Origin of the sequence: Bradyrhizobium sp. SZCCHNS2022 (assembly GCF_032377575.1) — a bacterium.
In the GTDB taxonomy this organism is placed as follows: Bacteria; Pseudomonadota; Alphaproteobacteria; order Rhizobiales; family Xanthobacteraceae; genus Bradyrhizobium; species Bradyrhizobium aeschynomenes.
Map to the genome: position 1 here is coordinate 5,699,184 of NZ_JAUHHZ010000001.1, position 25,638 is coordinate 5,724,821.

The window sequence follows — 25,638 nt, forward strand, 5'->3', positions numbered from 1 at the left end:
ACAGAACTCGATCAGGATGCCACAAAGTCCCATTCCAACCACCGAGGTGATCGTCGCAGCCGAGTGCTGGCAGGACCAGCCTGACGCCGAGGACGTCATACATCGCGCCATCATCGCCGCAGCGGAGACGGTGGACGCCGACGTCGGCGAAGCCGAGGTCGCAGTGATGCTGACGGACGATGCCGGCATCCGCACCCTGAACAACAATTGGCGCGGCATCGACAAGCCGACCAACGTATTGTCGTTTCCGGCGCTGCAGCCGACCGGACCGCGGAGCGATGACGATGCGCCGCGGATGCTCGGCGACATCGCGATCGCCTATGAGACGATGCGACGCGAGGCCGAGGAGGAGCAGAAGCCGTTCGACCAGCATCTCAGCCATCTCACGGTGCACGGCTTCCTGCACCTGATCGGCTATGATCACGAGACCGACGAAGAGGCCGAGGAGATGGAGGCGCTGGAGCGCGAGATCCTGGCCCATCTCGGCATCCCCGATCCCTACGCCGACCGGGAACGGACGAATTGACCATGGCCGATTCCGAGCCCATCCACGACAACCCGCGCAACACGCGCAATCTTCCGGCCGTGGTGCCGCCCTCCGAGCTCGGCCGCTCGCCGAGCGAAAACTGGCTACTGCGCGCGCTGCGCAATTTGTTCGGCTGGAAGGGCGGCGGCTCGGTCCGCGACGACCTGCAGGTCGTGCTCGATGCCTCGACACCCGACGACATCGGCTTCTCCGCAGTCGAGCGCACGCTGCTGCGCAACATCCTCGATCTGCATGAGCGTCGCATCGCCGACGTGATGGTGCATCGTGCCGACATCGTCGCGGTCCGGCGCGACATCACGCTCGGCGAACTGATGAGCCTGTTCGAGAGCGCGTCGCATTCGCGCCTCGTCGTGTACAACGACACGCTCGACGACCCCGAAGGCATGGTGCACATCCGCGATCTGCTCGCCTACACCACCGCGCAGGCGCGCGTTCCGGATGACGTGAAGGCGCGGCGCAAAAAGCCGCTGCCGGCCGGTCTCGATCTCAAGGCCGTCGACCTGTCGATGCCGCTGTTCGAGGCCAACATCATCCGCAAGCTGCTCTACGTGCCGCCGTCGATGCGCGCGATCGATCTGCTGGCGCAGATGCAGGCCTCGCGCATCCACCTGGCGCTGGTGGTCGACGAATACGGCGGCACCGACGGGCTGGTTTCGATCGAGGACATCGTCGAGCAGATCGTCGGCGAGATCGACGACGAGCACGACAGCGACGAGCCGCCGGCGATCATGCGCCAGGCCGACAACGCCTTCATCGCCGATGCCCGCGCGAGCCTCGACGACGTCCGCCGCGTCATCGGCGAGGAGTTCGTCACCGGTGAAGCCGGCGAGGGCGTGGAGACGCTGGGCGGCTATCTCGTCAACCATGTCGGCCGGCTGCCCGTACGCGGCGAGTTGATCTCCGGCCCCGGAAATTTCGAGGTCGAGGTGCTCGACGCCGATCCGCGCCGCGTCAAGCGCCTGCGGATCGCGCCGCGCAAGGAGCGGCCCGTGCCAAGGCCGCCACGCGAGAGCCGCCGCCGCGAGGCCGCGCCGGACGTGACTGCACCGGACACGGGCGCACCGGCTGAGCCGCCGCGGCCGGCAGAGGCCGGCCCGGTGCCGCATGGTGACGGCAGCAGCCCAGCCCAAGGCGGCGACGGAGCGAACTCACAGTGATCCGTCCCTCGATGATCCGCGGCCTCGCCCTTGGCGTCGTGCTGGCCTGGGGCTGGAAGCGCGCCGGCATCGCGATCGCCGCCGGCGCCCTCTCCGCACTAGCGATGGCGCCATTCAACGCCTGGCCCGTGCTTGCACTCACCTTCCCGGTGCTGGTCTGGCTGATCGACGGCGCGGCAGCGGGGCGGCGCCGCGGCATCCCGGCTGCAGCCCTCACCGGATTCTGCTTCGGCATGGGCTATTTCGTGCCGGGCCTGTACTGGATCGGCAACGCGTTCCTGGTCGATGCGCAGACCTTCGCCTGGCTGATGCCGTTCGCCGTCCTCGGCCTGCCGGCCTATCTGGCGCTATTCCCGGCATTGGGCTTTGCCCTGGCGCGGCTGATCTGGACGCGCGACTCCAGCCGCATCCTCGCGCTGGCGGCCTGCCTGACCGCGAGCGAGTGGCTGCGCGGCCACGCGCTGACCGGCTTTCCCTGGAACGCGTTCGGCTATGCGCTGTCGCAGCCGCTGGCCCTGGCGCAATCCACCTCACTGATCGGCCTCTGGGGCATGACGTTCCTGACGGTCGCGATCTTCGCCAGCCCGGCCGTGCTGATCGACGGCAAGACCTGGCGCGCCCGCTTGCGGGTGCCGGCCGCTGCCGCCGCCCTCCTCGTCCTGATGGGCGTGTTCGGCGCCGTCCGGCTCGGCCTGAACCCGACCGCCTTCGTTCCCGACTTCAGGCTGCGGATCATGCAGCCCAACCTGCAGCAGGACGTCAAATTCAACTACGGCGCCAAGGCCGAGGTGATGCGGCGCTATCTGGCGCTGTCGGACCGCGCCGCGGGGCCGAAGGCGACCGGCGTGCGCGACACCAACGTCCTGATCTGGCCGGAATCTGCGTTTCCCTTCTTCCTGACCCGTGAGGCGGACGCGATGGGGCAGATCGCCGATCTGCTGTCGCCGGGCACGGTGCTGATCACCGGTTCGGTCCGCGCCCCGGACGGGCCCCGCAACACGCCGATCACCCGGGCCTACAATTCGATCTATGTGATCGATCACGACGGCACCGTGCTCTCGGTCTACGACAAGCTCCATCTGGTGCCGTTCGGCGAGTTCCTGCCGTTCCAGAACCTGCTGGAGCGGATCGGCCTGGAGCAGCTGACGCGGGTGCAGGGTGGCTTCATTGCAGGCACCGTGCGGCGCAACCTGGACGTGCCACACGCACCGCGTGTTCTTCCTTTGATCTGCTACGAGGCGATCTTTCCGAGCGACGGCGTGCCCCACGAGGAACGTCCGGGTTGGATCGTCAACCTGACCAATGATGGCTGGTTCGGTATCTCGACCGGTCCTCATCAGCATCTGCAGCAGGCGCAGTGGCGCGCCATCGAACAGGGCCTTCCATTAGTTCGATCAGCGAACACGGGTATCTCAGCGGTGATCGATCCTGTCGGCCGCATCACGTCGCAACTATCTCTCGGCGCCGAAGGCGTGCTCGATTCCGCGCTGCCTCTTGCGCTGCAGCCCACAGTTTACGCGCGATTAGGCGACATTCCGGCCGCAATCCTGTTAGTGCTCGCCCTGGGCACTGTCGTTCGCAGACGTGTTGCTCAAAAGCTTCCCTGACGACAGCAAGATCTGAATTCTTTCCGGCTGCGTAAGATTTTTTTTGACAAGCAAAACCCCAAGTGTTGACAGATAGCTGCTGCAATTCGCATTCTCGCGCGGCAGCATGAGCCGTCCAGTCCGTTGCTCAGCCCGTCTTCGTTAGTACGATCTGCGCGCAGAAATTGACGGTGTGAGCGCCTGAGGCATACTGCGACCGCCTCGTTCCGAGGCCTGATTCTAAGGAGTTGAGAGATGTCGACGAAAGCGCCCAACCCTGTTGACAAGCATGTCGGCAGCCGGGTGCGGATGCGCCGTATCATGTTGGGCATGAGCCAGGAAAAACTTGGTGAGGCTCTCGGACTCACGTTCCAGCAGATACAGAAGTACGAAAAAGGCACCAATCGAGTCGGCGCCAGCCGGATCCAGCAGATCTCAGAAGTCCTGCAGGTCCCTGTCTCGTTCCTGTTCGAAGGCGTCCCCAGTGGCGGGACCAACGGTGAGGCTTTCGGCGAGGGCGCTTCTCCCGCCTATGTATCTGATTTTCTGGCAACCTCCGAAGGACTGGCGTTGACCCGCGCATTCACGCGGATCCACGATTCCAAGCTTCGGCGCAGCATCGTCGACCTGGTCGAGCAGATTGCTGATCGCGAGGCTCCGGAGGAAGGCTAGCTGATGCGCCGGCGCTGACATTCCTATTGCGGACACTCTCATATGAATGTCAGCGCCTCGGGGGGCCATTAGCAGACCACGTTTGGCGAACGACGCACTGGGCACGCGCCGTTCCGCCGGACGAATGAGCCGATAGACAGACCAGATCACGACCAATAGAGCGCGATGGCTATCCCTCGGGAAATGCTGTCGCGCTCTAAATCATTTTGTGCGCATGTGGCGCGGGAGCTGGCGGCACGCCGGCTCGCCCGGGCGAAAACCGGCACTCAGCGCCATCCTCCCCGACTACCATTTGCTAACCATAGAGAACTGCTCGCAAAACTCATGATCGCCAACAGCAATCCGTTCGATAGTCGCACAATTCTTGAAGGCATCCGCCGCTGGGTGGAGATCGAGACCCCAACCGAGGCGCCCGATCGCGTCAACGAGCTGGCTTCGCTGGTCGCCGAGGGCTATCGCGGGCTCGACGCCTCGGTCGAACGGATCGCCGGCCGCGATGGCTGCGGCGACCATCTGCTGGTGCGCTCGGCGTGGGGACAGAACGAGCCGGGCATCCTCGTGCTCAGCCATCTCGACACGGTGCATCCGCTCGGCTTCATCGAGCGCCTGCCGTTCGCGATCGACGGCGACGTCGCGTTCGGCCCCGGCATCTACGACATGAAGGGCGGCGCCTATCTCGCTTATCATGCCTTCCGTCAGCTCTGCGCCAACGGAGAGCGACCGCCGCTCGGCATTACTCATTTGCTCGTGTCGGATGAAGAGATCGGCAGCCCCACCTCCCGCGCGCTGATCGAGGAGGAAGGCCGCAGGGCCAAATACGTGCTGGTGACCGAGCCGGCGCGCGACGGCGGCAAGATCGTCACCGGACGCAAGGGCGTCGCGCGCTTCGACGTCGCGATCCGCGGCGTCCCCGCCCACGCCGGCGCGCGTCCACAGGATGGACGCAGTGCGATCCGCGAACTCGCCAACGTGATCCATGCGCTCGAAGCACTGAACGATCCCGCGCGCGGCGTGACGGTGAATGTCGGCGTGGTCCGGGGCGGTACGCGCCCGAACGTGATCGCAGAGGAAGCCTATGCGGAGGTCGACGCGCGGCTGCCGACGCCTGCGGATGCCGACGAGATCGTGCCCAAGATTCTTGGTCTCACATCCCGCAGCGAGGGCGTCACCGTCCAAGTGAAGGGCGAGGTCAACCGGCCTCCCTATGTCAAAGGCAACGCGGGCGCAGCCTTGTTCGAGCACGCCAGATCGCTGGCGGAAGAGATCGGCTTCGAGCTCGCCGACACCTACACGGGCGGCGGCTCCGACGGCAATTTCACCGCGCCCTTCACCGCAACGCTCGATGGGCTCGGCGTCGACGGCAAAGGCGCGCATACGCATTACGAGCAGATGTACATCTCCTCGATCGAGCCGCGGACGCGGCTTCTCCATCGTCTCTTCCAGACCCTGCGATGAGCGCCGCAACCACCATGCCCGTCGATGACGATGACACTGGCAATGAGGCTCTGCATGGCCAGGGCTCGTTCTTCGGCCGGCGCAAGGGCCACAAGCTCCGCGCGCACCAGGCCGACCTGGTCGAGAACCTGCTGCCGCACCTCGCGCTCGATCTTTCCGCCTCTGCCGAATTCGTGCTGCCGGCGCTATATGATCCCCCCGTCGAAGCGCTGCGGCTCGAGATCGGCTTCGGCGGCGGCGAGCATCTGGCTGCAGAAGCCAAGGCGCATCCGACCACCGGCTTCATCGGCTGCGAGCCCTATGTCAACGGCATGGCCAAGATCCTGTCCGCGATCGAGGCCGACAACATCGGCAATGTCAGGCTGCTGGCGGGCGACGCCGCCGACCTGCTCGCCTGGCTGCCGCCGCAGTCGCTGCAGCGGATCGACCTGATCCACCCCGATCCCTGGCCGAAGCGACGGCACTGGAAACGGCGCTTCGTGCAGGACGCAACCATCGCCGCGATGGCGCGCGCGCTGAAGCCTGGCGGCGAATTCCGCTTCGTCAGCGACATCGCCGACTATTGCGCCTGGACCTTGTGGCACCTGCTGCGCTCGCCCGACTTCGTCTGGACGGCGGAGCGAGCCGATGATTGGCGACTGCCCTGGGCGGGCTACACGATGACGCGCTACGGCCGGAAAGCGACGCGCGAAGGCCGCGTCGCCAACTACCTGATCTTCCGGCGGCGCTAGTTCCAGCGCGTCAGTGCCGCGTTCTCCAGAATGCAACGACGCGCTCGGCGGTCGATGACAGCAGACGCGCGTAGTTGAGCTTGATCGCATCGATGTCGCGCTGTGCCGGCACGCGCTTGCGCCCGAGCCGGAGCACGATCAGCGCCTGCACGGTGCCCCAGTCGAGCCCGATCTTGCGCCCGAGAATGAGCAGCGGGTCATGGCGGTCGCCGGAGACGAGACGATCGAGCGTTGCGAGCTTGAGCCCGGTCATCGCAGCTAGCGCAGCGATGACCTCCTCATATTTGTGCGCGCGCGCAAATCCGAGCAGTGCGGCCTCGTCGAGCGCGTTCGCTTCGTAGAGCGCCAGAATGATCCGCTGCGCGGGAACGAAATTGCGCTTGCCGTCGCTCCGGCCGGCCGCATCGCCGGGCTTCGCCACGGCCAGCCTGATCTTCGCCTGCCGCTCCGGTCCGACCACATCGAACAACCGCCGCTTGACGACGTCGAGCGCGCCATCGAGCAGTCTCTTAAGATGATCGTCGGAGAGATCCTCGCGCTTGCCGACCGTGAGCGTCAGCACGCCGTCGAAGCTCGCGCGATTGATCAGCTCGGTATAGCCGGGCGCGGAGAACGCCGCACCGGCATTGGCTGCGGTCCGCCGCACCACATCCCTGTCACCACGCCGCACCAGCACGTCGGTCATGTCGGCCGACAGACGTGGACGCTCGGCTATGGCCAGCAGATGGCCTTGGCCCTTGTCGCGCGCCACGTCGATGAGCACGTCGTCGTCGAGCACGGGAGAACGACGCAGCAGCGGACCGGCCACCGCAACCTCGTCGTCACGGGCGAGCTGGCCGACGACGGCACGCGGCGCCCGGGCAAGCCGCGACAGCCGCTCGGCCAGATCGATCCGCGTTTGCTGATCCGCGAGCGGGACCAGATCGATCAGCAACCCATCGAACAGATTGATGTGCTCGGGACGCAGCCTGCCGGCATCTTCGAAAAACAGGTCGGCGATGCGGCGTGTCGCCTCGAGGCCGCGCTCGGCGTCACGATGCCTCACGATCCCGTCGAGTCCGGGGATCAATGCGGTGGCGGGGGTCATGATGTCTACCCGATACGCAACACAACAGACGTCCGCGCGCTCCGCCCCCCTCATGCTCCAGAGCAAAAGCGCCCGAATTCATTCTGTTTTTACCGGATCTTGGTGAATGAAGGGTTAGACACCTGATGTCGAGCCGTTGCGTGCGTCCCCGGCCGGATCGCCGACGCGACGGGCTTTCTGCAGTTCCGGGCCTGTTTGGCGGAGACGACCCTTTTGGCCGAGACAACCCTTGCCGTCAGGCGCCAAAGCGGCTATATGAGCGCCATCAAACATCATCTCATATACGATCGCGTAGTGAGGGTGGGCCCTTCCGGACCCGCTCTTTTTTGTTACCTGGATCGCCCCGCCATCGGCGCGATCGATCCGGTGAGCGCGATCGGCCAGGCCTGACGGCCGCAAGCAGCAAGACACGCGATCGACGCCTCGATGACGGAACCGACCCTCGCAACCGCTGAGACCGACCTTCTGACCGAGCCCCGGCTCGTCGTCGAGCCGGGCGTGGCGGCGCGCGTGGCTGCCGTGGCCGACCCGGTGTTGCAGGCAATGGGCTACCGGCTGGTGCGGATCCGCATCTCCGGCGAGTCCGGTTGCACGGTGCAGGTGATGGCCGAACGCCCCGACGGCTCGATGCAGATCGAGGATTGCGAGGCGGTATCTCGGGCGCTATCGCCCGTGCTCGACATCGCCGATCCGATCGATCGCGCCTACCGGCTCGAGATCTCCTCGCCGGGCATCGACCGGCCGCTGGTCCGCCGCTCCGATTTCGAGCGTCACATCGGTCATCTCGTCAAGATCGAGATGGCCGTGGCCTACCAGAACCGCAAGCGCTTCCGCGGCATCATCAAAGGCGTCGAAGGCGATGGCGTGCGCATCACCCGCGACGACGTGGCGAAGGACCAGGACCCGGACGTCGTGCTACCGATGGCGGACATTGGCGACGCCAAGATGGTGCTGACCGACGAGCTGATCGCCGAGTCCATGCGCCGCGGCAAGGCCGCCGAGCGCGAGAAGAAGCGCGACCTCGGATTGGCGCCACCGCTGGCGCCCCACGCCAAGCCGGCGGCCCAGGCCAAGCCGAAACCGAAGTTGAAGGACAAGCAGCCGGTCAAGAAGCCGCTGCCGACCAACACCAAGAAACATCGCCTCGCCGCCGACCGCGCGCGCAGAGGCGAGATCGATCCTGATTAGAGGAGACTAGACCCATGGCCGTCAGCGCCAACCGGTTGGAACTGCTGCAGATCGCCGACGCCGTCGCGCGCGAGAAGTCGATCGACCGCGGCATCGTGATCGCCGCCATGGAAGACGCGATCGCCAAGGCCGCCCGCGCCCGCTATGGCAGCGAGACCGACGTGCATGCCGAGATCGATCCGCGCAAGGGTGAGCTGCGGCTGTCGCGCCACATGCTGGTGGTCGAGAAGGTCGAGAACCCCTCCAACCAGATCTCGCTCGATGATGCCCGCCGCGCCAATCCGGGCGCGCAGATCGGCGACACCATCGCCGACACCTTGCCGCCGCTCGAGTATGGCCGCATCGCCGCGCAGTCGGCCAAGCAGGTCATCGTGCAGAAGGTGCGCGAGGCCGAGCGCGACCGGCAGTACCAGGAGTTCAAGGACCGCATCGGCGACATCGTCAACGGCGTCGTCAAGCGCGTCGAATATGGCAGCGTGATCCTCGACCTCGGCCGTGGCGAGGCGATCATCCGCCGCGACGAGATGCTGCCGCGCGAAGTGTTCCGCAACGGCGACCGCGTCCGCGCCTATGTGTTCGACGTGCGCCGCGAGACCCGCGGCCCGCAGATTTTCCTGTCGCGCACCCATCCGCAGTTCATGGCCAAGCTGTTCGCGCAGGAGGTGCCGGAAATCTATGACGGCATCGTCGAGATCAAGGCGGTCGCCCGCGACCCCGGCTCGCGCGCCAAGATCGGCGTCGTGTCGCGCGACTCCTCGGTTGATCCCGTCGGCGCCTGCGTCGGCATGCGCGGCTCGCGCGTGCAGGCCGTGGTGAACGAGCTGCAGGGCGAGAAGATCGACATCATCCCGTGGTCTCCGGACATCGCGACCTTCGTGGTCAACGCGTTGGCGCCGGCCGAAGTCGCCAAGGTCGTCATCGACGAGGACCGCGAGCGCATCGAGGTCGTGGTGCCCGACACCAACAACCAGCTGTCGCTGGCGATCGGCCGCCGCGGCCAGAACGTCCGCCTGGCCTCGCAGCTGACCGGCTGGGACATCGACATCCTGACCGAGCAGGAGGAGTCCGAGCGCCGCCAGGCCGACTTCGAGAACTCCACCCGCGTGTTCATGGAATCGCTGAACGTCGACGAGGTCGTCGGCCAGCTGCTGGCGTCCGAAGGCTTCACCTCGGTCGAGGAGCTCGCTTTGGTCGATCTCAAGGATCTCGCCGGCATCGAGGGCTTCGACGAGGAGACCGCGACCGAGCTGCAGACCCGCGCCCGCGAATTCCTGGAGCAGCAGGAGGCCGAGCTCGAGGCCAAGCGCAAGGAGCTCGGCGTCGAGGACGCCGTGAAGGCGGTGCCCGGCGTGACCACCAAGATGCTGGTCAAGTTCGGCGAGAACGACATCAAGACGGTCGACGATCTCGCCGGCTGCGCCACCGACGATCTGGTCGGCTGGACCGAGCGCAAGGACGGCGGGGAAGCCACCAAATTCCCCGGCATTCTCGACGGCCTCGACGTATCCCGCGACGACGCCGAAGCCATGGTGATGCAGGCCCGCGTCAAGGCGGGCTGGATCAGCGAGGCCGATCTCGCCAAGGCCGAGGCCGATGCCGAGGATGAATCCGAAGAACAGACCGCCTGAGCCATGGACGCCGTGATGACAGCCGCCATGACCATGATCGCTTGAGATGAGGAGCCGCATCACCGCATGCTCGCTTTGGCCGACCCCGAGCTCGACAATGGACCGCGGACCGACAAGTCCGCGACCATGCGCATGTGCGCGGTCAGCCGCGAGGTGCGGCCGATCGGCGAGCTGATCCGCTTCGTCGTCGGCCCGTCGGGCGAGGTCGTGCCCGACATCAAGCGCAAGCTGCCCGGGCGGGGGTTGTGGATCACCGCATCACGACAGGCGGTTGCGGAAGCGGTGCGGCGTCACCATTTCAGCCGCGGGTTCAAGGCGAACGTCCGCGTCCATCCGACACTTGCCGAGGATCTCGAGGCCTTGCTGGCCCGCAGCGCGATCGAGGCGCTGGGCATCGCCGCCAAGGCGGGCCAGGTCGTCTCGGGTTTCTCCAAGGTGGAAGCGGCGCTGTCGCAGCGCCAGTCCCGGACCACATTGGCGGCCCTGATCCACGCAGCGGACGGCGCAGCCGACGGGATCCGCAAGCTCGACGCCCTGGTCCGGACGCATGACGGGGACCAAGGCCAAGCCCTGCCATTTCCGATCATCTGCTGCCTCACTTCGGCAGAATTGGATTTGGCACTTGGGCGCTCAAATGTGATACATGCTGCCGTGCTCGCAGGCCCGGCGAGCAGGACATTCCTGTCGCGCAGCCAGACACTGGTCCGATACCGGTCGGCCGACGCTGACAAGATTGCCGGAACCGCGGCCACGAAATCTGCTTCGACTTCGACGACATAGCTACGAATACGCGACGATTGCACGAATGGGACGGTGCGGCAGACCCGCACGCTGGTAAACGAGATTAGGACGACTGAATGGCCGATCAAAACACTCCGGGCGACAAGAAACTCGGTGTCCCGAGCAAGACCTTGACGCTCAAGCCGCGCGTCGAGACTGGCACGGTGCGTCAGAGCTTCCCACACGGCCGGAGCAAGCAGGTGGTGGTCGAGAAGCGCGGCACCAAGCGCCGCGTCGGCGATGGGGCGCCCGATGCGCCGCATGCGCCGGAGCCGACCGTCGCCAAGGCGCCACCGCCGCCGCCTCCGAGCAACCGCCCGTCCGGGCCGCGTTCGTCCGGACCTCAACGCAGCGGATCCGGCGTCGTGCTGCGGACCCTGACCGAGGATGAGCGCTCGGCCCGCGCCAGCGCGCTGGCCGATGCCCGCGTCCGCGACATCGAGGAACGCCGTCAGGCCGAGGAGGAAGCCCGCCGCCGCGCCGAGCGCGAAGCCGCCGAACGCGCCGAGCGCGAGGCTGCCGAGGCGCGCCGCAAGGCCGAGGAAGAACGTCATCGCCATGAAGAGGAAGCCAAGCGCAAGGCCGAGCTCGAGGCCAAGAAGCGCTTCGGCGAAGGCGAGGCGCCCCGCCCGACGACATCGTCAGCGCCGCAGACCACGGTGACCGCGCCGGCCCGGCCCGCGCAGGCTCCGGGTCGCCCGCAAGGCGCGCCGGGCAGCCGGCCGCAGCAGATCGGCACCAGCTCGCGCCCCGGTGGCGCGCAGCCCGCCGGCGCACGTCCTGCCGGAGCCCGCCCGGCCGGCGGTGGCCCGCTCGGCCGCGCACCGGGTGTCGCCGCAGGTCCCGACGAGGATGAGGGTCCGCGGCAGATCCGCCGGGGTCCCGGCGGCGCCGCGCGTCCGGCCCCGCCGCCGAAGACCACGCACAAGCCAGGCCCGCAGAAGCAGCGCGGCCGCTTGACCGTTGTCACGGCGCTCACGGCCGATGACGTGCGCGAGCGCTCGATCGCCTCGTTCCGCCGCCGCACCCAGCGCCTGAAGGGCCATGCCGCCAATGAGCAGAAGGAAAAGCTGATCCGCGAGGTCACGATTCCGGAAGCGATCACGATCCAGGAGCTCGCGAACCGCATGTCGGAGCGCGCGGTCGACGTGATCCGTCTGCTGATGCGCCAGGGGGCGATGCACAAGATCACCGACGTGATCGATGCCGACACCGCGCAGCTGATCGCCGAAGAGCTCGGCCACACCGTCAAGCGCGTCGCCGCATCGGACGTGGAAGAGGGCCTGTTCGACGTCGTCGACGATTCGACCGACACCGAGCCGCGTTCGCCGGTCGTGACCGTCATGGGCCACGTCGACCACGGCAAGACCTCGCTGCTCGACGCGCTGCGCCACGCGAACGTGGTCTCGGGCGAGGCCGGCGGCATCACCCAGCACATCGGCGCCTATCAGGTGACGGCGCCGGACAGCGGCAAGAAGATCACCTTCATCGACACGCCCGGCCACGCCGCGTTCACCGCGATGCGCGCCCGCGGCGCCAAGGTCACCGACATCGTCGTGCTGGTGGTCGCGGCCGACGACGGCGTCATGCCGCAGACGATCGAGGCCATCAACCACGCCAAGGCGGCGAAGGTGCCGATGATCGTGGCGATCAACAAGATCGACAAGCCCGATGCCCGCCCCGAGCGCGTCCGCACCGAGCTGCTGCAGCACGAGGTGCAGGTCGAATCGCTGGGCGGCGAGGTCGTCGACGTCGAGGTGTCCGCCAAGAACAAGACCAATCTCGATCGTCTGCTCGAGATGATCGCGCTGCAGGCCGACATCCTCGACCTGAAGACCAATTCGGATCGTCCGGCCGAGGGCACCGTGATCGAAGCCAAGCTCGATCGCGGCCGTGGTCCGGTCGCCACCGTGCTGGTCCAGCGCGGCACCCTTCGTGTCGGCGACATCATCGTCGCCGGCGCCGAGATGGGCCGCGTCCGCGCGCTGATCTCCGATCAGGGCGAGACCCTGCAGGAGGCGGGTCCGTCAGTGCCGGTCGAGGTGCTCGGCTTCAACGGTCCGCCGGAAGCCGGCGATCGTCTCGCCGTGGTCGAGAACGAAGCCCGCGCCCGCCAGGTCACCAGCTATCGTGCGCACCAGAAGCGCGAGAACGCCGCTGCCTCGATCTCCGGCATGCGCGGCTCGCTCGAGCAGATGATGTCGCAATTGAAGACCGCGGGCCGCAAGGAATTCCCGCTGGTCATCAAGGCCGACGTGCAGGGCTCGCTGGAAGCCATTCTCGGCTCACTGGAGAAGCTCGGCACTGAAGAGGTCGCCGCCCGGATCCTGCATGCCGGCGTCGGCGGCATCAGCGAGTCGGACGTGACGCTGGCCGAAGGCTTCAACGCCGCGATCATCGGCTTCTCGGTGCGAGCCAACAAGGAAGCCGCCGCGCTCGCCAAGCGCAACGGCATCGAGATCCGCTACTACAACATCATCTACGACCTCGTGGACGACGTGAAGAAGGCGATGAGCGGTCTGCTTGCGCCGACGCTCCGCGAGACCATGCTCGGCAATGCGCAGATCCTCGAGGTGTTCAACATCTCCAAGGTCGGCAAGGTCGCCGGCTGCCGCGTCACCGACGGCACCGTCGAGCGCGGCGCCAATGTCCGCCTGATCCGCGACAACGTCGTGGTTCACGAGGGCAAGCTGTCGACCCTGAAGCGCTTCAAGGACGAAGTGAAGGAAGTGCAGGCCGGCCAGGAATGCGGCATGGCTTTCGAGAGCTACGGCGACATGCGTGTCGGCGACGTCATCGAGTGTTATCGCGTGGAGACCATTCAGCGCTCGCTGTAAGTCCGAATCCTACAGAGCGCGCTGCGATCAAGTGAGCAGCGATTCCGCGCATCTGCGGAATCGCTGCGCATCTTGAACTTAACCAAGCGTCGTTGAACTCAATCAGAATGATCCTCTCGCCCGCGCTCACGCCGGGCGATGATCCGTTGGATTTTTGAAAAATGCCTCGCCATCACCAGAGAGGGAGCGCAGCTTCCGGCGGCTCGCAGCGTCAGCTGCGCGTGGCCGAGACCGTGCGTCACGCTGTCGCCGACATTCTCAGCCAGGGTCACGCGCATGATCCGGACCTGGAGGGACACATCATTACGGTGCCCGAAGTCCGCATGTCCCCAGACCTGAAGCTCGCCACGATCTACATCATGCCGCTCGGCGGACGCGACACCGACGTCGTGCTCGCCGCGCTCGAGCGCAACAAGAAGTTCCTGCGCGGCGAAGTCGCGCGCCGCGTTAACCTGAAATTTGCACCTGACATCCGCTTCCGCGTCGACGAGCGATTCGACGAAGCAGAACGGATCGAGAAATTACTGCGAACACCTGCGGTGCAGAGAGACCTCCATTCGGATTCGGAAGAGAGCTGATGACCATTCCCCCCGAAACCGGCACTGTCGATGCGCTGAGCGCCGAGCCGACCGTTGTCAAAACCAGCAATTTTTCCGACGGGCGCACGCCGCGCGACAACAACGACCCGCGCAGCAGACAGAAGCAGGGTAACCAGCCTCGCCGCGACCGCCGCGACGTCCACGGCTGGGTCGTGCTCGACAAGCCGATCGGCATGACGTCGACGCAGGCGGTGGCCATCCTGAAGCGCCTGTTCCAGGCCAAGCGCGCCGGCCACGCCGGAACGCTGGATCCGCTCGCCTCCGGAGGTCTGCCGATCGCGCTGGGCGAAGCCACCAAGACCGTTCCGTTCGTGATGGACGGCCGCAAGCGCTACCGCTTCACGGTGTGCTGGGGCGAGGAGCGCGATACCGACGACACCGAGGGCCGCGTGGTCCACACCAGCGAGCAGAGGCCGGACGCGGAGGCCATTCGCGCGCTGCTGCCGCAATTTACCGGCCGGATCGAGCAGACGCCGCCGCGCTATTCCGCCATCAAGATCCAGGGCGAGCGCGCCTATGACCTCGCCCGGGATGGCGAGGTCGTCGAGTTGCAGCCGCGCCCGGTCGAGATCCACGAATTGACCCTCGTCGACCAGCCCGACCCCGATCACGCGGTGTTCGAGGCGGAATGCGGCAAGGGAACCTATGTCCGGGCGCTGGCCCGCGACATGGGCCGAATCCTCGGCTGCTACGGCCATATCAGCGCGCTCCGGCGGACCCTGGTCGGGCCGTTTACCGAGAACGACATGATTCCGCTGGAACAGTTGGAGGCTTTGTGCAATAGAGCCGCGTCCGGTGAGGGAAGCCTCGCCGACGCACTGCTGCCCGTTGAGACCGCGCTGGACGACATCCCGGCACTGGCCGTCACTCGGGCTGATGCGGCAAGGCTCCATCGGGGCCAGGCCGTCTTGTTGCGCGGACGGGATGCGCCCCAAAGTAGCGGCACAGTCTATGTCACGGTCGCAGGCCGCCTTCTGGCGCTTGCCGAAATTGGCAATGGCGAACTCATCCCCAAGCGCGTGTTCAACCTGACCGGACTGACTGCCAGCTCCGGTCGCAACGAAAGAGACTGACGATGTCGGTGACCGCAGAGCGCAAGGCGGAAATCATCAAGGCGAATGCCACCAAGGCCGGTGACACCGGTTCTCCCGAGGTGCAGGTTGCGATCCTGTCTGAACGCATCAACAACCTGACCAGCCATTTCAAGACCCACGGCAAGGACAACCACTCCCGCCGCGGCCTCCTGAAGCTGGTGTCGACCCGCCGTTCGCTGCTGGACTATCTGAAGAAGAACGACGAGGCGCGCTACAAGGCGCTGCTCGAGAAGCACAACATCCGTCGTTGAGCTTCGCTATGGAATGAGCGCGCGCGAGTTCGCGCGCGTGATGGCATGGTCCCGAGAACCCCGCAGATCGCGGCGTTCGCTAAGTCCGGGATCATGCGGTCTGGCCGGAATCCGGAAAGAAGCGATACGCTGACCCGCCGATTCCGCCCAGGCCGTGCAGTACGCCTCAGCAGCAATCCGGCCGCTGGGCGTGACGGGCAAGGTGCCCGTTATTTACGAGAAGGATGGACGCCATCCGAAATAAGAAAACCATGGCAGGATCGCAGGGCGCTGACCGTATTCCAGCGTCCTGCAATCTTGCGCATGGTTTTTTTGTTTCCGGGGGGGCCGCCTTCGATCATCTCATGAAAGAAGATACCCATGTTTACCAAGCATTCCGTCGAGATCGACTGGGGTGGGCGTCCGCTCAAGCTGGAAACCGGCAAGATCGCCCGCCAGGCTGACGGCGCCGTCGTCGCCACCTATGGCGAGACCGTCGTGCTCGCGACCGTCGTCGCCGCCAAGGCGCCGCGCGAAGGCGTCGACTTCCTGCCGCTGACCGTCGACTATCAGGAAAAGACCTACGCTGCCGGCCGCATTCCCGGCGGCTATTTCAAGCGCGAGGGCCGTCCGACCGAGAAGGAGACGCTGGTCTCCCGCCTGATCGATCGTCCGATACGCCCGCTGTTCGTCGACTCCTGGCGCAACGAGACGCAGGTCATCGTGACCGTGCTGTCGCACGACATGGAGAACGATCCGGACATCGTTGCGCTGGTCGCCGCATCCGCTGCGCTGACCCTCTCGGGCGTGCCGTTCAAGGGCCCGATCGGCGCCGCCCGCGTCGGCTTCGCCAATGACGAATACATCCTCAATCCGACGCTCGACGAGATGGCCGACACCCAGCTCGACCTGGTCGTCGCCGGCACCTCCGACGCGGTGCTCATGGTGGAATCGGAGGCCAAGGAGCTCAACGAGGACATCATGCTCGGCGCGGTGATGTTCGGTCACCGTCACTTCCAGCCGGTGATCAACGCGATCATCGAACTCGCCGAGAAGGCCGCCAAGGATCCGCGCGACGTCGCAATCATCGACAACAGCGCGATCGAGAAGGAGATGCTCGGCATCGCCGAGCAGGACCTGCGCACCGCCTACGCGATTCCGATCAAGCAGCAGCGCTATGCTGCCGTCGGCGCCGTCAAGGAAAAGGTGATGGCCTACTTCTTCCCCGAGGGGCAGGAGCCGAAATACGACAAGCTCCGGGTCGCCGCCGTGTTCAAGGAGCTCGAGGCCAAGATCGTCCGCTGGAACATCCTGGACACCGGCAAGCGCATCGACGGTCGCGACGCCAAGACGGTCCGCAACATCGTCTGCGAGGTCGGCGTGCTGCCGCGTGCGCACGGCTCGGCGCTGTTCACCCGCGGCGAGACCCAGGCGCTGGTCGTGACCACGCTCGGCACCGGCGAGGACGAGCAGTACATCGACGCGCTGTCGGGAACGTACAAAGAGACGTTCCTGCTGCACTACAACTTCCCTCCCTACTCGGTCGGTGAGACCGGCCGCCTCGGCGGTACCAAGCGCCGCGAGATCGGCCACGGCAAGCTCGCCTGGCGCGCCATCCACCCGGTGCTGCCGCCGCACCACGAGTTCCCCTACACGACGCGCGTGGTGTCCGAGGTGACCGAGTCCAACGGCTCGTCGTCGATGGCCACCGTCTGCGGCTCCTCGCTGGCGCTGATGGATGCCGGCGTGCCGCTGAAGCGGCCGACCGCAGGCATCGCGATGGGCCTGATCCTGGAGGGCAGCCGCTTCGCCGTGCTGTCCGACATTCTCGGCGACGAGGATCATCTCGGCGACATGGACTTCAAGGTCGCGGGCACCGAGAGCGGCATCACCTCGCTGCAGATGGACATCAAGATCGAGGGCATCACCGAGGAGATCATGCGCGTGGCCCTCGGCCAGGCGCGTGATGGCCGCATCCACATCCTGGGCGAGATGTCCAAGGCGCTGACCGCAGCCCGCGCCGAGCTCGGCGAATACGCGCCGCGCATCGAGACCTTCAAGATCCCGACCGACAAGATCCGCGAAGTGATCGGCACCGGCGGCAAGGTGATCCGCGAGATCGTCGAGAAGACCGGCGCCAAGGTCAACATCGAGGACGACGGCACCGTGAAGGTCGCCTCCAGCGACGGCGAGGCGATGAAGGCCGCCATCAAGTGGATCAAGTCGATCGCCTCCGATCCGGAGGTCGGCCAGATCTACGACGGCACCGTCGTCAAGGTGATGGAGTTCGGCGCCTTCGTGAACTTCTTCGGCACCCGCGACGGCCTCGTGCACATCTCGCAGCTGGCCGACAAGCGCGTGCAGAAGACCTCCGACGTCGTCAAGGAAGGCGACAAGGTCAAGGTCAAGCTGCTCGGCTTCGACGACCGCGGCAAGACCCGGCTGTCGATGAAGGCGGTCGACCAGACCACCGGCGAGGACCTCGAAGCCAAGCAGAAGGACGCGCCCGCCGAGGCGCGCGAAGCCGCCGGCGAGTAGAGCCGCGCGGGCTTGGATGAGACACATTGGATGAGACACAAAGGGCGGCTTTCGAGCCGCCCTTTTTGTTTGCCGGTCGATCCGCGTCATTTCGAGCGCAAGCGAAGCAATCCAGGGACGCGCCCGAACCAGGGATGCGCCCGGGAGGACTCTGGCGTGCTTCGTCGCCGAGCCCGGCATCGGGCCGCGCGTTGCGATCCGCTGGCTCCTCGCAATGACGATGAAGAGGGCTTACCTTCCCTCGACGCCCCGCTGGAGGCCTACGTCCGATGTCCGAGCCGATCATCCGTCCCGCGAGGCCGGACGAATATGACGCCATCGCAAGTCTCTGGATGGAGAGCTGGTGCTCGACCGGACTGGAGCGCCCGAGCGATACGCTGCTGGGCCTGCTGAAAATGCGCGTGCCGCGCGAGGTGGCCGGCGGCTGGAGTCTCTATGTCGTCGATGACGGCGGCGCGCTCGCGGCGATGCTCGCGATCGACATGCCCAAGCTCTATCTCGACCAGCTGATGATCGCTCCCTCTCATCAGGGCCGCTCGCTCGGCCGCCGTCTGCTCGGCTTCACCCGCGAGCTGCTGCCCGACGAGGTATGGTTGCGCTGCGCCGAGGGCAACGAGAAGGCGTGGCGCTGGTACGAACGCGAAGGCTTCGTGCTGGAGAAGGCCGAAGCCGATCCGGTGCATGGCCGGATGATGAAGTACTATCGCTGGAAGCGTTGAAGCCGGCCAACGTCCGATCGCGTCGCGTGCATTTGCGACACGGCGGGGCCTGTGCTGCCATGATGCGGCTGCACCTCGCCGGTCACAATCTGAGCTTCAGCACGGCATGGCCGGATTGCTGCACGAGACCGGATGAGGTCGCACTGACGCCATAGCGCATGCTCAACTCCAGGCGATCGGTGCCTGCGGTCGCGACTCCGAGGCCTGCCGAGTAGGTCCAGGGCGACAGGCCGAGGCCGCTGGTGACGAAGCCGTCGCCACCGCCCGAGAAGGCGGCACCGATCTGCAGCCGCTGGTTCAGAGCATTGTAGCCGGCACCGACATCGGCCGTCAGCCGGACCTGGCGTGCGACCTGATAGACGGCCTTCAGGCCGGCGGTGGCCGTCAGCTCCTGATAGGTCTGGGGATCGACATTCAGGCTGAAGCCGCCGGCGCCGCTCTCGCGATAGGCGTTGCTGCGGACCATGCCATAGTCGAGGCGCAGCGACGGAATGAGCGCGAAACTGTCTGCCAGCGAGATGCGCGTCTTGAGGCCGGCGCCTCCATGGCCCGAAGAGGAGCGATAGCTTCCGCCGGCCGACATGTTCGCGAAGCTGAGCGAACGGCTTTCGCCATTGTCGCTCCATCCGCCGTCGAGCTGATAGTCCAGCATCAGGTCGGGCCGGATCGCGTAAGCTCCGTACAGTCCGAGCTGATAGGATGACAGGCCGAGACGGTTCGGCACGGCATCATCGCTTCCGGTGATCGTCTGCCGTGAATAGCCGAACACACCGCCGACCATCGCCCGCGGCGAAAGCGCGGCATCGGCGCCAAAAGCCAGGCCGCCACCAGAGGCACCGTAGCCCGCAATGCCATCGCGGTCCGCCTGCCGCGCGGTGCCGCCGAGCGGCTGCATCCAGACATGCCGGCCGGTACGGCCGATATCGTCGAGCCGGTTGATCATCGTCTGCCGAAACGCCTGCTGCGTTACGTAGGTCGCCTGCGACGCCGCGCCGGTGAGCACAGGCAACGTCTGCTTGACGGCATTGCTGAGCGAAGGGCCGCTGAGATTGTCGAGCGCGGCAAATCCCGACGCCATCGATCCGCTCCAGCCCGCCGCCGTCGTCGACAGCCGGTACAGCACATCCGCAGCTTCCAGGCCGACGCGGCCGCCGGCCGACCGAAGCGCCGTGCCATAGGGCTGGATCAGCGCCATCGTCGCCAGATCGCCGGTCATGCTTCCCGTGAGATCATAGGTCGAGGTGACCATCTGCGCATTCGACGCGTTGCCGCTCATCGCACCGTAGAGGCTGGTCAGGCTGCCACGGGACAGCGTATTGAACAGGACGCTTCCCTCCGGGGTGACCGAGCCGAGCAAGGTGAAGCCACCCGCCATACTGCCGGCCGGCGCAATCCCGGCACCCCAGAAATAGCCGTTCTGATAGCTGGTGATGACGAACCGGCCGGGCGCCTGGGTGCCGAACAAGGCCGGGCTGACGATCCGCCACGGCGTTCCCTCCGTCCAGGCCCATTGCGGCGCCGAATTGGCCGGCACCGGGGCTGATGGCGGTGGCGTGAAAGTCGCGGGATCGTAGGGCAGCATGTAGGCCCAATGCGTCACCAGCAGGCTGTCGCCGGTGATCATCTGCATCTCCATGCTGGTCACACCGTTGACCGCGCGCATATATCCCAGCCCGACCGTCGCCGTGCCGCCTCCGGTCGGCGTGAACAGCATCGTGATCTGGCCGCTGGTGGTGACGAAGCCCTGGATGGTCGAGGTATCGGTCAGCAGCGCCGGACCGATCCTGAGCTGGGCGACGCTGGTCCCGGTGAAGGCGCCATTTGTTGCGGTGCCCAGAGTCCACAGCGTCTGATCACCGATGGGAACAGGGTTCGTGAAGCCGGTCTTCGGCGAGATGTAAGCCAGCAGCTGCGCCGTCGGCACGTACCAGTTCGTATTGGAGATCGTGGAGTCCCATACGGTCGATTGCGCCTGCGCCGGGAGGGCGCAGCCTGCGACACCTGTAGCGCCCATCATCGCGGACATCACGATGACGGAGGTTCTCCAACGCAGCATCGCATCGCCCCCACGACTTGTCTTGCTGCCGGCGCAACCGGCTTTCTGACAGCCGAGGCTGACGCATCGAAGATGCTGCAGTCTCGCATCGAGCGAAAACGTCGCTGCCGGAGTAGCGCCAAATAACGCCTGATTATCCGCGCGGACGGATCGTCTTCAACTGGGAAAAATCGAGCGGATCATCCAAGGCTGCCTTCGGGCAGCAGCCGGGAGCGGCGAAGGCAGGGGCTATTCGCCCTTGAGGTCCTCCGGCCGCGGCATCGAGATGACGTTGTAGCCGGAATCGACGTAGTGGATTTCGCCCGTCACGCCGCCGGACAGCTCCGACAGCAGATACAGCGCGGAGCCACCGAGTTCCTCCAGGGTGACGCCGCGACCGAGCGGCGAGTGCTTCTGCTGGAACGCGAACATGAAACGCGCATCGCCGATGCCGGAGCCGGCGAGCGTACGTACGGGCCCGGCCGAGATCGCGTTGACGCGGATGCCGCGGCGGCCGTAGTCGGCGGCGAGATAGCGCACCGACGCCTCCAGCGCCGCCTTGGCGACGCCCATCACGTTGTAGTTCGGCATCACCCGGTTCGAGCCGTCGAAGGTCAGCGTGATCATGCTGCCGCCGCTCTCCGGCATCAGCTCCGCGGCGCGCTTGGCGATCTCGGTGAACGAGAAGCAGGAGATCAGCATCGTGCGCGAGAAGTTTTCGCGCGAGGTGTCGGCGTAGCGGCCCTTCAGCTCGTTCTTGTCGGAGAAGGCCACGGCATGGACGACGAAGTCGAGCCCGCCCCAGGCCTCGCGCAGCGCAGAGAAAACGCCGTCGACACTGGCGATGTCCTCGACGTCGCAGGGCAGCACGTGCTTGACGCCGAGTTCGTCGGCAAGCGGACGCACGCGCTTGCCGAGCGCGTCGCCCTGATAGGTGAAGGCCATCTCGGCGCCGTGCGCAGCCAGCGTCTTGGCGATGCCCCAGGCGATCGAATGGTCGTTGGCGATGCCCATGACCAGACCGCGCTTGCCTGCCATCAGACCCTGCATGCTCACTCTCCTTCGTCATGCCGGGGCCGACCCAGCCAGGATGATCGTCAGGCTCCGAAGACGCCGATAGCCGGACAGCGGTGCGAAAGAGCTTCGCGCTGTTGTCCGGCCGGTGCCGAGGACCCAGTACCGTTCAAGATTCTAAGCGTCGAGGTGCTTGAAGACCAGCGTCGCGTTGGTGCCGCCGAAGCCGAACGAGTTCGACAGCACGGTGCCGAGCTTGGCGTTGTCGATGCGCTTGCGAACGATCGGCATGTCGGCGAACACCGGATCGAGCTCGGTGATGTTGGCGCTCTCGCAGATGAAGCCGTTCTTCATCATCAACAGCGAGTAGATCGCCTCCTGGACGCCGGTGGCGCCGAGCGAATGACCGGTCAGCGCCTTGGTCGCGGCTATCGGGGGGCATTTCTCACCGACGCCGAATACCTTCCGGATCGCCTCCATCTCAGGCGGATCGCCGGCCGGTGTCGAGGTCGCGTGCGGATTGATGTAGTCGATCCTGGTCCTCACCGTCGACAGCGCCATCTGCATGCAGCGCTCGGCGCCCTCGCCCGACGGCGCGACCATGTCGTAGCCGTCCGAGGTCGCGCCATAGCCGACGATCTCGCCATAGATCTTGGCGCCGCGTGCCTTGGCGCGCTCGAGCTCTTCCAGCACGAGGACGCCGGCGCCGCCGGCGATCACGAAGCCATCGCGGCTCACATCATACGGACGCGACGCGGTCGCGGGCGTGTCGTTGTGCTTGGACGACATCGCGCCCATGGCGTCGAACAGCACCGACAGCGTCCAGTCGAGCTCCTCGCAGCCGCCGGCGAACATCACGTCCTGCTTGCCGTACTGGATCATCTCATAGGCATTGCCGATGCAATGGTTCGAGGTCGCGCAGGCCGACGAGATCGAGTAGTTGACGCCCTTGATCTTGAACCAGGTCGCGAGCGTCGCCGACGCTGTCGAGGACATCGCTTTCGGCACTGCGAAGGGGCCGACCCGCTTCGGACCCTTGGTGCGGGTGATGTCGGCGGCTTCGACCAGCGTGCGCGTCGACGGCCCGCCGGATCCCATGATGATGCCGGTGCGGATGTTGGACACGTCGGAGGATTCGAGTCCGGAATCCTGAATTGCCTGCTCCATCGCGACGTGATTCCACGCCGCGCCTTCACCGAGGAAACGCATCGCGCGACGGTCGACCACCTCGGCCGGATTCAGCGTCGGCGCACCTTGCACCTGCGAACGAAAACCAAGCTCGGCATATTTCTCAGCACGGGAGATGCCGGACTTCGCCTCGTAAAGGCTCGCCAACACCTCCTGGGTGTTGTTGCCGATCGACGAGACGATGCCCATGCCCGTGATGACGACCCGCCTCATGATGTCCGCCTCGCCTTGCTCGTGTGTTCTGTTGCAGTCACGCCTGCTGCACTGTCTGTCGTCGCAGCCCGTCGGTTCAAGACGGCGCGGCGCCCTGCTTGAACAGGCCGACCTTCAGGTCCTTGGCGCGATAGATAATCTCGCCATCCATCGAAAGCCACCCGTCGGCAATGCCGAGCACCAGCTTTGAGCGCATCACCCGCTTGATGTCGACGTTGTACACAACCTTGCTGGCGGTCGGCAGAACCTGGCCGGAGAATTTGAGATCCCCGAGGCCGAGCGCGCGGCCGCGTCCTGCGCCGCCGGTCCAGCCGAGGAAGAAGCCGACCATCTGCCACATCGCGTCGAGGCCGAGACAGCCCGGCATGACGGGATCGTTCTTGAAATGGCAGCCGAAGAACCAGAGATCCGGCTTCACGTCGAGCTCGGCGCGGACCAGGCCCTTGCCGTACTCGCCGCCGGTCTCGGTGATCTCGACGATCCGATCGAACATCAGCATCGGCGGCAGCGGCAGCTGCGCATTTCCGGGGCCGAACAGCTCCCCGCGGCCGCAGGCCAGCAGGTCTTCGTATTCATAACTGCCGCGCCGATCCAGCATGCTTGATGCGCCTTTCTCAACGATCCCCGTCGAACGATCCCAGGTGGAAAATGTGCCGCGCGAGATGCTCCTTCGCGCGCCGACCCGTCCATGCCCCCCGCCTGCCTTGCGGCCATTCCCCCGGCGCGAACGTTCCACGATCGCGCCGGACGACGATGACCTCTGCCGGCTGGCGGCCCCGCGCCGGATGATCGAAATGGCAATGGCTGCCATGTCGTCCGGCCGCGCCCGCCAAGGCAGGTCAAATCGGGTCCGCGCGCTCTCTAACATAGGGGATTACGGCGTCAATGCGCGTGTCCGGGTAATTTGACGGCGGACCGGGACACGCAACCGGGCCGCGTACGAATTGCAGTTTAGGGGCGTTCTAGATAGGTTAGTTGCGATAAGCTTGCATCTGACAGGGTTTCTTCCTATATCGGGATGGGTCAGTGTGAATTTTTTGGTGCTTGAAGTGGACGCCAGCAACAACGCTTCGATGAGTGGTCACGACCGGGCCAGTCCGGAAGGGCTGGGGACTGGGCGGCAGCCTGCGCTCAATGGCTGCCCGTGGCATGACGTCAACGAAATGCTGCAGACTGCGGGGCTGCGTCCGACGCGCCAGCGCATGGCTTTGGGCTGGCTGCTGTTCGGCAAGGGTGCGCGGCATCTGACCGCCGAAATGCTGTACGAGGAAGCGACGCTGGCCAAGGTTCCGGTGTCGCTGGCCACCGTCTACAACACGTTGAACCAGCTGACGGATGCTGGATTGTTGCGTCAGGTCAGTGTCGACGGCACCAAGACCTACTTCGATACCAACGTCACGGCGCACCACCACTTCTATCTCGAGAACAACCACGAGCTGGTCGACATTCCTGACCAGCATCTGGCGCTGTCGAAGCTGCCGGAGGCTCCGGAGGGTTACGAGATCGCGCGCATCGACATGGTGGTCCGGCTGCGCAAGAAGCGCTGAGGCGCGGCAACGATCTCAGACAATCATCTCAGTCGAACCGATGCCCGCGCCCGGCGCGGGCATTTTGATGTCGAGAGTGCATCGGCATCGTGGCCAACGGCGCCCGTGGGCGACGCGTCAGTTCACCTGCTCGTCGGCATAGACGCCCCACAGCCGCTGCTGCTGGATCCAGCCCTCGAAGCCGTTGCCGAGCACGCGGCACCAGCCATTGCCGCACTTCTTCACCTGCGCCACGACCCCTGCCTGCAGCCGCGCCGTGACCGCGCTGGTCGCGTCGGCGCTCTCATAGATCGGCGCGAGCTCGTCCTTGTTCTTCATCGTGACCACAGCGGTGCGGCGTCCGGACAGCAGCGAGTGGTAGACCCAGCCTTCCGAGCCCTCGGAATCGCGCACACGGCGCCAGTTCTCATATTCCGCGGTGATCTCCACCGGCAGTCCGGAGCGGGTGTAGACCCAGGCCACGTCGTTGTCCTTGGTCGGACCGGCGCGGACGTTCACATGGTCGGATTTCAGGCTGACATAGCGCGGCACCGGAAGTCCGCTGGCGCTGAGAGCCGAATCCTTGGCCAACGCACCGCCGACCCCATCGAGCAGACAGACAACGAGAACTGCGACCGCACCGAAACGCCACAACGCCATTGAACTCAACTCGCTCTCCCTCGCAAGGAACGCGCACTCGTCGCGTGCGATCCTTCGCCCGATCCCCATTGAACCGCCCGGCTGCCCCCCTTCGTGCACAGAGAGGGCTTGCCGAAAGCGCCAGTCCCGACCCGCCGTTGGCTTCTTGTCTTGG

General features: G+C 65.8%; 22 protein-coding genes. 16 read left to right on the top strand and 6 right to left on the bottom strand.

Features of this window, described 5'->3' with window-relative positions; genetic code table 11:
* Positions 1-16: 16 nt before the first annotated feature.
* From ybeY to QXZ94_RS25465, 6 genes are all read left to right on the top strand, one after another.
* A complete protein-coding gene (gene ybeY, locus QXZ94_RS25440) occupies positions 17-526 on the top strand; it encodes an rRNA maturation RNase YbeY (protein WP_315723019.1) in 510 nt (169 codons plus the stop codon).
* A gap of 2 nt (positions 527-528) precedes the next feature.
* On the top strand, positions 529-1,704 hold the full coding sequence (locus QXZ94_RS25445) for a hemolysin family protein (protein WP_315723021.1): 1,176 nt from the start codon (positions 529-531) through the stop codon (positions 1,702-1,704).
* An 11-nt stretch (positions 1,705-1,715) separates the two neighbouring features.
* Positions 1,716-3,311 carry an apolipoprotein N-acyltransferase gene (gene lnt, locus QXZ94_RS25450; protein WP_315726522.1) on the top strand — a complete coding sequence of 532 codons (1,596 nt, stop codon included), beginning with the start codon at positions 1,716-1,718 and terminating at the stop codon, positions 3,309-3,311.
* 234 nt (positions 3,312-3,545) lie between these two features.
* Positions 3,546-3,962: a helix-turn-helix domain-containing protein gene (locus QXZ94_RS25455; protein WP_006615449.1), complete on the top strand. Its 417-nt coding sequence runs from the start codon at positions 3,546-3,548 to the stop codon at positions 3,960-3,962.
* Between the two features lie 324 nt (positions 3,963-4,286).
* A complete protein-coding gene (locus tag QXZ94_RS25460) occupies positions 4,287-5,417 on the top strand; it encodes a M20 family metallopeptidase (RefSeq protein WP_315723023.1) in 1,131 nt (376 codons plus the stop codon).
* Positions 5,414-6,148, top strand: a complete 735-nt coding sequence (locus QXZ94_RS25465; protein WP_315723025.1) for a tRNA (guanine(46)-N(7))-methyltransferase TrmB — start codon at positions 5,414-5,416, stop codon at positions 6,146-6,148. Before QXZ94_RS25460 ends, QXZ94_RS25465 begins: the two co-directional genes overlap by 4 nt.
* 10 nt (positions 6,149-6,158) lie before the next feature.
* On the opposite strand, the gene QXZ94_RS25470 is transcribed toward QXZ94_RS25465, so the two are convergent.
* Complete coding sequence (locus tag QXZ94_RS25470) at positions 6,159-7,235, bottom strand: DUF2336 domain-containing protein (RefSeq protein ID WP_315723027.1); 1,077 nt, start codon at positions 7,233-7,235, stop codon at positions 6,159-6,161.
* Between the two features lie 426 nt (positions 7,236-7,661).
* On the opposite strand from QXZ94_RS25470, the gene rimP reads away from it, so the two are divergent.
* The 9 genes from rimP to QXZ94_RS25515 all read left to right on the top strand — a co-directional run bounded on the left by rimP (position 7,662) and on the right by QXZ94_RS25515 (position 18,848).
* On the top strand, positions 7,662-8,423 hold the full coding sequence (gene rimP / locus QXZ94_RS25475; RefSeq protein ID WP_315723029.1) for a ribosome maturation factor RimP: 762 nt from the start codon (positions 7,662-7,664) through the stop codon (positions 8,421-8,423).
* 14 nt (positions 8,424-8,437) lie between these two features.
* Complete coding sequence (nusA, locus tag QXZ94_RS25480) at positions 8,438-10,051, top strand: transcription termination factor NusA (RefSeq protein ID WP_315723031.1); 1,614 nt, start codon at positions 8,438-8,440, stop codon at positions 10,049-10,051.
* A gap of 66 nt (positions 10,052-10,117) precedes the next feature.
* Entirely contained in the window at positions 10,118-10,831 is a 714-nt protein-coding gene (locus QXZ94_RS25485) for an RNA-binding protein (protein ID WP_315723033.1), read from the top strand.
* 77 nt (positions 10,832-10,908) lie between these two features.
* Positions 10,909-13,668: a translation initiation factor IF-2 gene (infB, locus tag QXZ94_RS25490; protein ID WP_315723035.1), complete on the top strand. Its 2,760-nt coding sequence runs from the start codon at positions 10,909-10,911 to the stop codon at positions 13,666-13,668.
* A 161-nt stretch (positions 13,669-13,829) separates the two neighbouring features.
* On the top strand, positions 13,830-14,246 hold the full coding sequence (rbfA, locus tag QXZ94_RS25495; protein ID WP_172113685.1) for a 30S ribosome-binding factor RbfA: 417 nt from the start codon (positions 13,830-13,832) through the stop codon (positions 14,244-14,246).
* Entirely contained in the window at positions 14,246-15,340 is a 1,095-nt protein-coding gene (truB, locus tag QXZ94_RS25500) for a tRNA pseudouridine(55) synthase TruB (RefSeq protein ID WP_315723037.1), read from the top strand. Before rbfA ends, truB begins: the two co-directional genes overlap by 1 nt.
* A gap of 2 nt (positions 15,341-15,342) precedes the next feature.
* The gene (rpsO, locus tag QXZ94_RS25505; RefSeq protein WP_009025947.1) at positions 15,343-15,612 is read left to right on the top strand and encodes a 30S ribosomal protein S15; all 270 of its coding nucleotides are present in this window, start codon (positions 15,343-15,345) and stop codon (positions 15,610-15,612) included.
* Between the two features lie 360 nt (positions 15,613-15,972).
* Entirely contained in the window at positions 15,973-18,129 is a 2,157-nt protein-coding gene (gene pnp / locus QXZ94_RS25510; protein WP_315723040.1) for a polyribonucleotide nucleotidyltransferase, read from the top strand.
* 269 nt (positions 18,130-18,398) lie between these two features.
* Positions 18,399-18,848 (top strand): GNAT family N-acetyltransferase, encoded by a 450-nt coding sequence (locus tag QXZ94_RS25515; protein ID WP_315723042.1) that lies wholly within the window; start codon positions 18,399-18,401, stop codon positions 18,846-18,848.
* A gap of 82 nt (positions 18,849-18,930) precedes the next feature.
* On the opposite strand, the gene QXZ94_RS25520 is transcribed toward QXZ94_RS25515, so the two are convergent.
* The 4 genes from QXZ94_RS25520 to fabA form a co-directional block, all read right to left on the bottom strand.
* Positions 18,931-20,904 carry an autotransporter outer membrane beta-barrel domain-containing protein gene (locus QXZ94_RS25520; protein WP_315723045.1) on the bottom strand — a complete coding sequence of 658 codons (1,974 nt, stop codon included), beginning with the start codon at positions 20,902-20,904 and terminating at the stop codon, positions 18,931-18,933.
* A 228-nt stretch (positions 20,905-21,132) separates the two neighbouring features.
* The gene (fabI, locus tag QXZ94_RS25525; RefSeq protein ID WP_315723047.1) at positions 21,133-21,933 is read right to left on the bottom strand and encodes an enoyl-ACP reductase FabI; all 801 of its coding nucleotides are present in this window, start codon (positions 21,931-21,933) and stop codon (positions 21,133-21,135) included.
* A gap of 141 nt (positions 21,934-22,074) precedes the next feature.
* Positions 22,075-23,298 carry a beta-ketoacyl-ACP synthase I gene (fabB, locus tag QXZ94_RS25530; RefSeq protein WP_315723049.1) on the bottom strand — a complete coding sequence of 408 codons (1,224 nt, stop codon included), beginning with the start codon at positions 23,296-23,298 and terminating at the stop codon, positions 22,075-22,077.
* A 76-nt stretch (positions 23,299-23,374) separates the two neighbouring features.
* Complete coding sequence (gene fabA / locus QXZ94_RS25535) at positions 23,375-23,896, bottom strand: 3-hydroxyacyl-[acyl-carrier-protein] dehydratase FabA (RefSeq protein WP_172113547.1); 522 nt, start codon at positions 23,894-23,896, stop codon at positions 23,375-23,377.
* Positions 23,897-24,371: 475 nt separating this feature from the next.
* Here fabA and irrA point away from each other — a divergent pair, with 475 nt between their 5' ends.
* The gene (irrA, locus tag QXZ94_RS25540) at positions 24,372-24,845 is read left to right on the top strand and encodes an iron response transcriptional regulator IrrA (RefSeq protein ID WP_042340464.1); all 474 of its coding nucleotides are present in this window, start codon (positions 24,372-24,374) and stop codon (positions 24,843-24,845) included.
* A gap of 117 nt (positions 24,846-24,962) precedes the next feature.
* On the opposite strand, the gene QXZ94_RS25545 is transcribed toward irrA, so the two are convergent.
* The gene (locus tag QXZ94_RS25545; RefSeq protein ID WP_315726524.1) at positions 24,963-25,484 is read right to left on the bottom strand and encodes an SH3 domain-containing protein; all 522 of its coding nucleotides are present in this window, start codon (positions 25,482-25,484) and stop codon (positions 24,963-24,965) included.
* Positions 25,485-25,638: the final 154 nt, after the last annotated feature.

Excerpts from the sequence above, each read along its gene's own strand:
- ybeY (WP_315723019.1), top strand. The coding sequence starts at position 17 with ATGCCACAAAGTCCCATTCCAACCACCGAGGTGATCGTCGCAGCCGAG.
- QXZ94_RS25445 (WP_315723021.1), top strand. The coding sequence starts at position 529 with ATGGCCGATTCCGAGCCCATCCACGACAACCCGCGCAACACGCGCAAT.
- lnt (WP_315726522.1), top strand. The coding sequence starts at position 1,716 with ATGATCCGCGGCCTCGCCCTTGGCGTCGTGCTGGCCTGGGGCTGGAAG.
- QXZ94_RS25455 (WP_006615449.1), top strand. The coding sequence starts at position 3,546 with ATGTCGACGAAAGCGCCCAACCCTGTTGACAAGCATGTCGGCAGCCGG.
- QXZ94_RS25460 (WP_315723023.1), top strand. The coding sequence starts at position 4,287 with ATGATCGCCAACAGCAATCCGTTCGATAGTCGCACAATTCTTGAAGGC.
- QXZ94_RS25465 (WP_315723025.1), top strand. The coding sequence starts at position 5,414 with ATGAGCGCCGCAACCACCATGCCCGTCGATGACGATGACACTGGCAAT.
- QXZ94_RS25470 (WP_315723027.1), bottom strand. The coding sequence starts at position 7,235 with ATGACCCCCGCCACCGCATTGATCCCCGGACTCGACGGGATCGTGAGG.
- rimP (WP_315723029.1), top strand. The coding sequence starts at position 7,662 with ATGACGGAACCGACCCTCGCAACCGCTGAGACCGACCTTCTGACCGAG.
- nusA (WP_315723031.1), top strand. The coding sequence starts at position 8,438 with ATGGCCGTCAGCGCCAACCGGTTGGAACTGCTGCAGATCGCCGACGCC.
- QXZ94_RS25485 (WP_315723033.1), top strand. The coding sequence starts at position 10,118 with ATGCTCGCTTTGGCCGACCCCGAGCTCGACAATGGACCGCGGACCGAC.
- infB (WP_315723035.1), top strand. The coding sequence starts at position 10,909 with ATGGCCGATCAAAACACTCCGGGCGACAAGAAACTCGGTGTCCCGAGC.
- rbfA (WP_172113685.1), top strand. The coding sequence starts at position 13,830 with ATGCCTCGCCATCACCAGAGAGGGAGCGCAGCTTCCGGCGGCTCGCAG.
- truB (WP_315723037.1), top strand. The coding sequence starts at position 14,246 with ATGACCATTCCCCCCGAAACCGGCACTGTCGATGCGCTGAGCGCCGAG.
- rpsO (WP_009025947.1), top strand. The coding sequence starts at position 15,343 with ATGTCGGTGACCGCAGAGCGCAAGGCGGAAATCATCAAGGCGAATGCC.
- pnp (WP_315723040.1), top strand. The coding sequence starts at position 15,973 with ATGTTTACCAAGCATTCCGTCGAGATCGACTGGGGTGGGCGTCCGCTC.
- QXZ94_RS25515 (WP_315723042.1), top strand. The coding sequence starts at position 18,399 with ATGTCCGAGCCGATCATCCGTCCCGCGAGGCCGGACGAATATGACGCC.
- QXZ94_RS25520 (WP_315723045.1), bottom strand. The coding sequence starts at position 20,904 with ATGCTGCGTTGGAGAACCTCCGTCATCGTGATGTCCGCGATGATGGGC.
- fabI (WP_315723047.1), bottom strand. The coding sequence starts at position 21,933 with ATGCAGGGTCTGATGGCAGGCAAGCGCGGTCTGGTCATGGGCATCGCC.
- fabB (WP_315723049.1), bottom strand. The coding sequence starts at position 23,298 with ATGAGGCGGGTCGTCATCACGGGCATGGGCATCGTCTCGTCGATCGGC.
- fabA (WP_172113547.1), bottom strand. The coding sequence starts at position 23,896 with ATGCTGGATCGGCGCGGCAGTTATGAATACGAAGACCTGCTGGCCTGC.
- irrA (WP_042340464.1), top strand. The coding sequence starts at position 24,372 with ATGAGTGGTCACGACCGGGCCAGTCCGGAAGGGCTGGGGACTGGGCGG.
- QXZ94_RS25545 (WP_315726524.1), bottom strand. The coding sequence starts at position 25,484 with ATGGCGTTGTGGCGTTTCGGTGCGGTCGCAGTTCTCGTTGTCTGTCTG.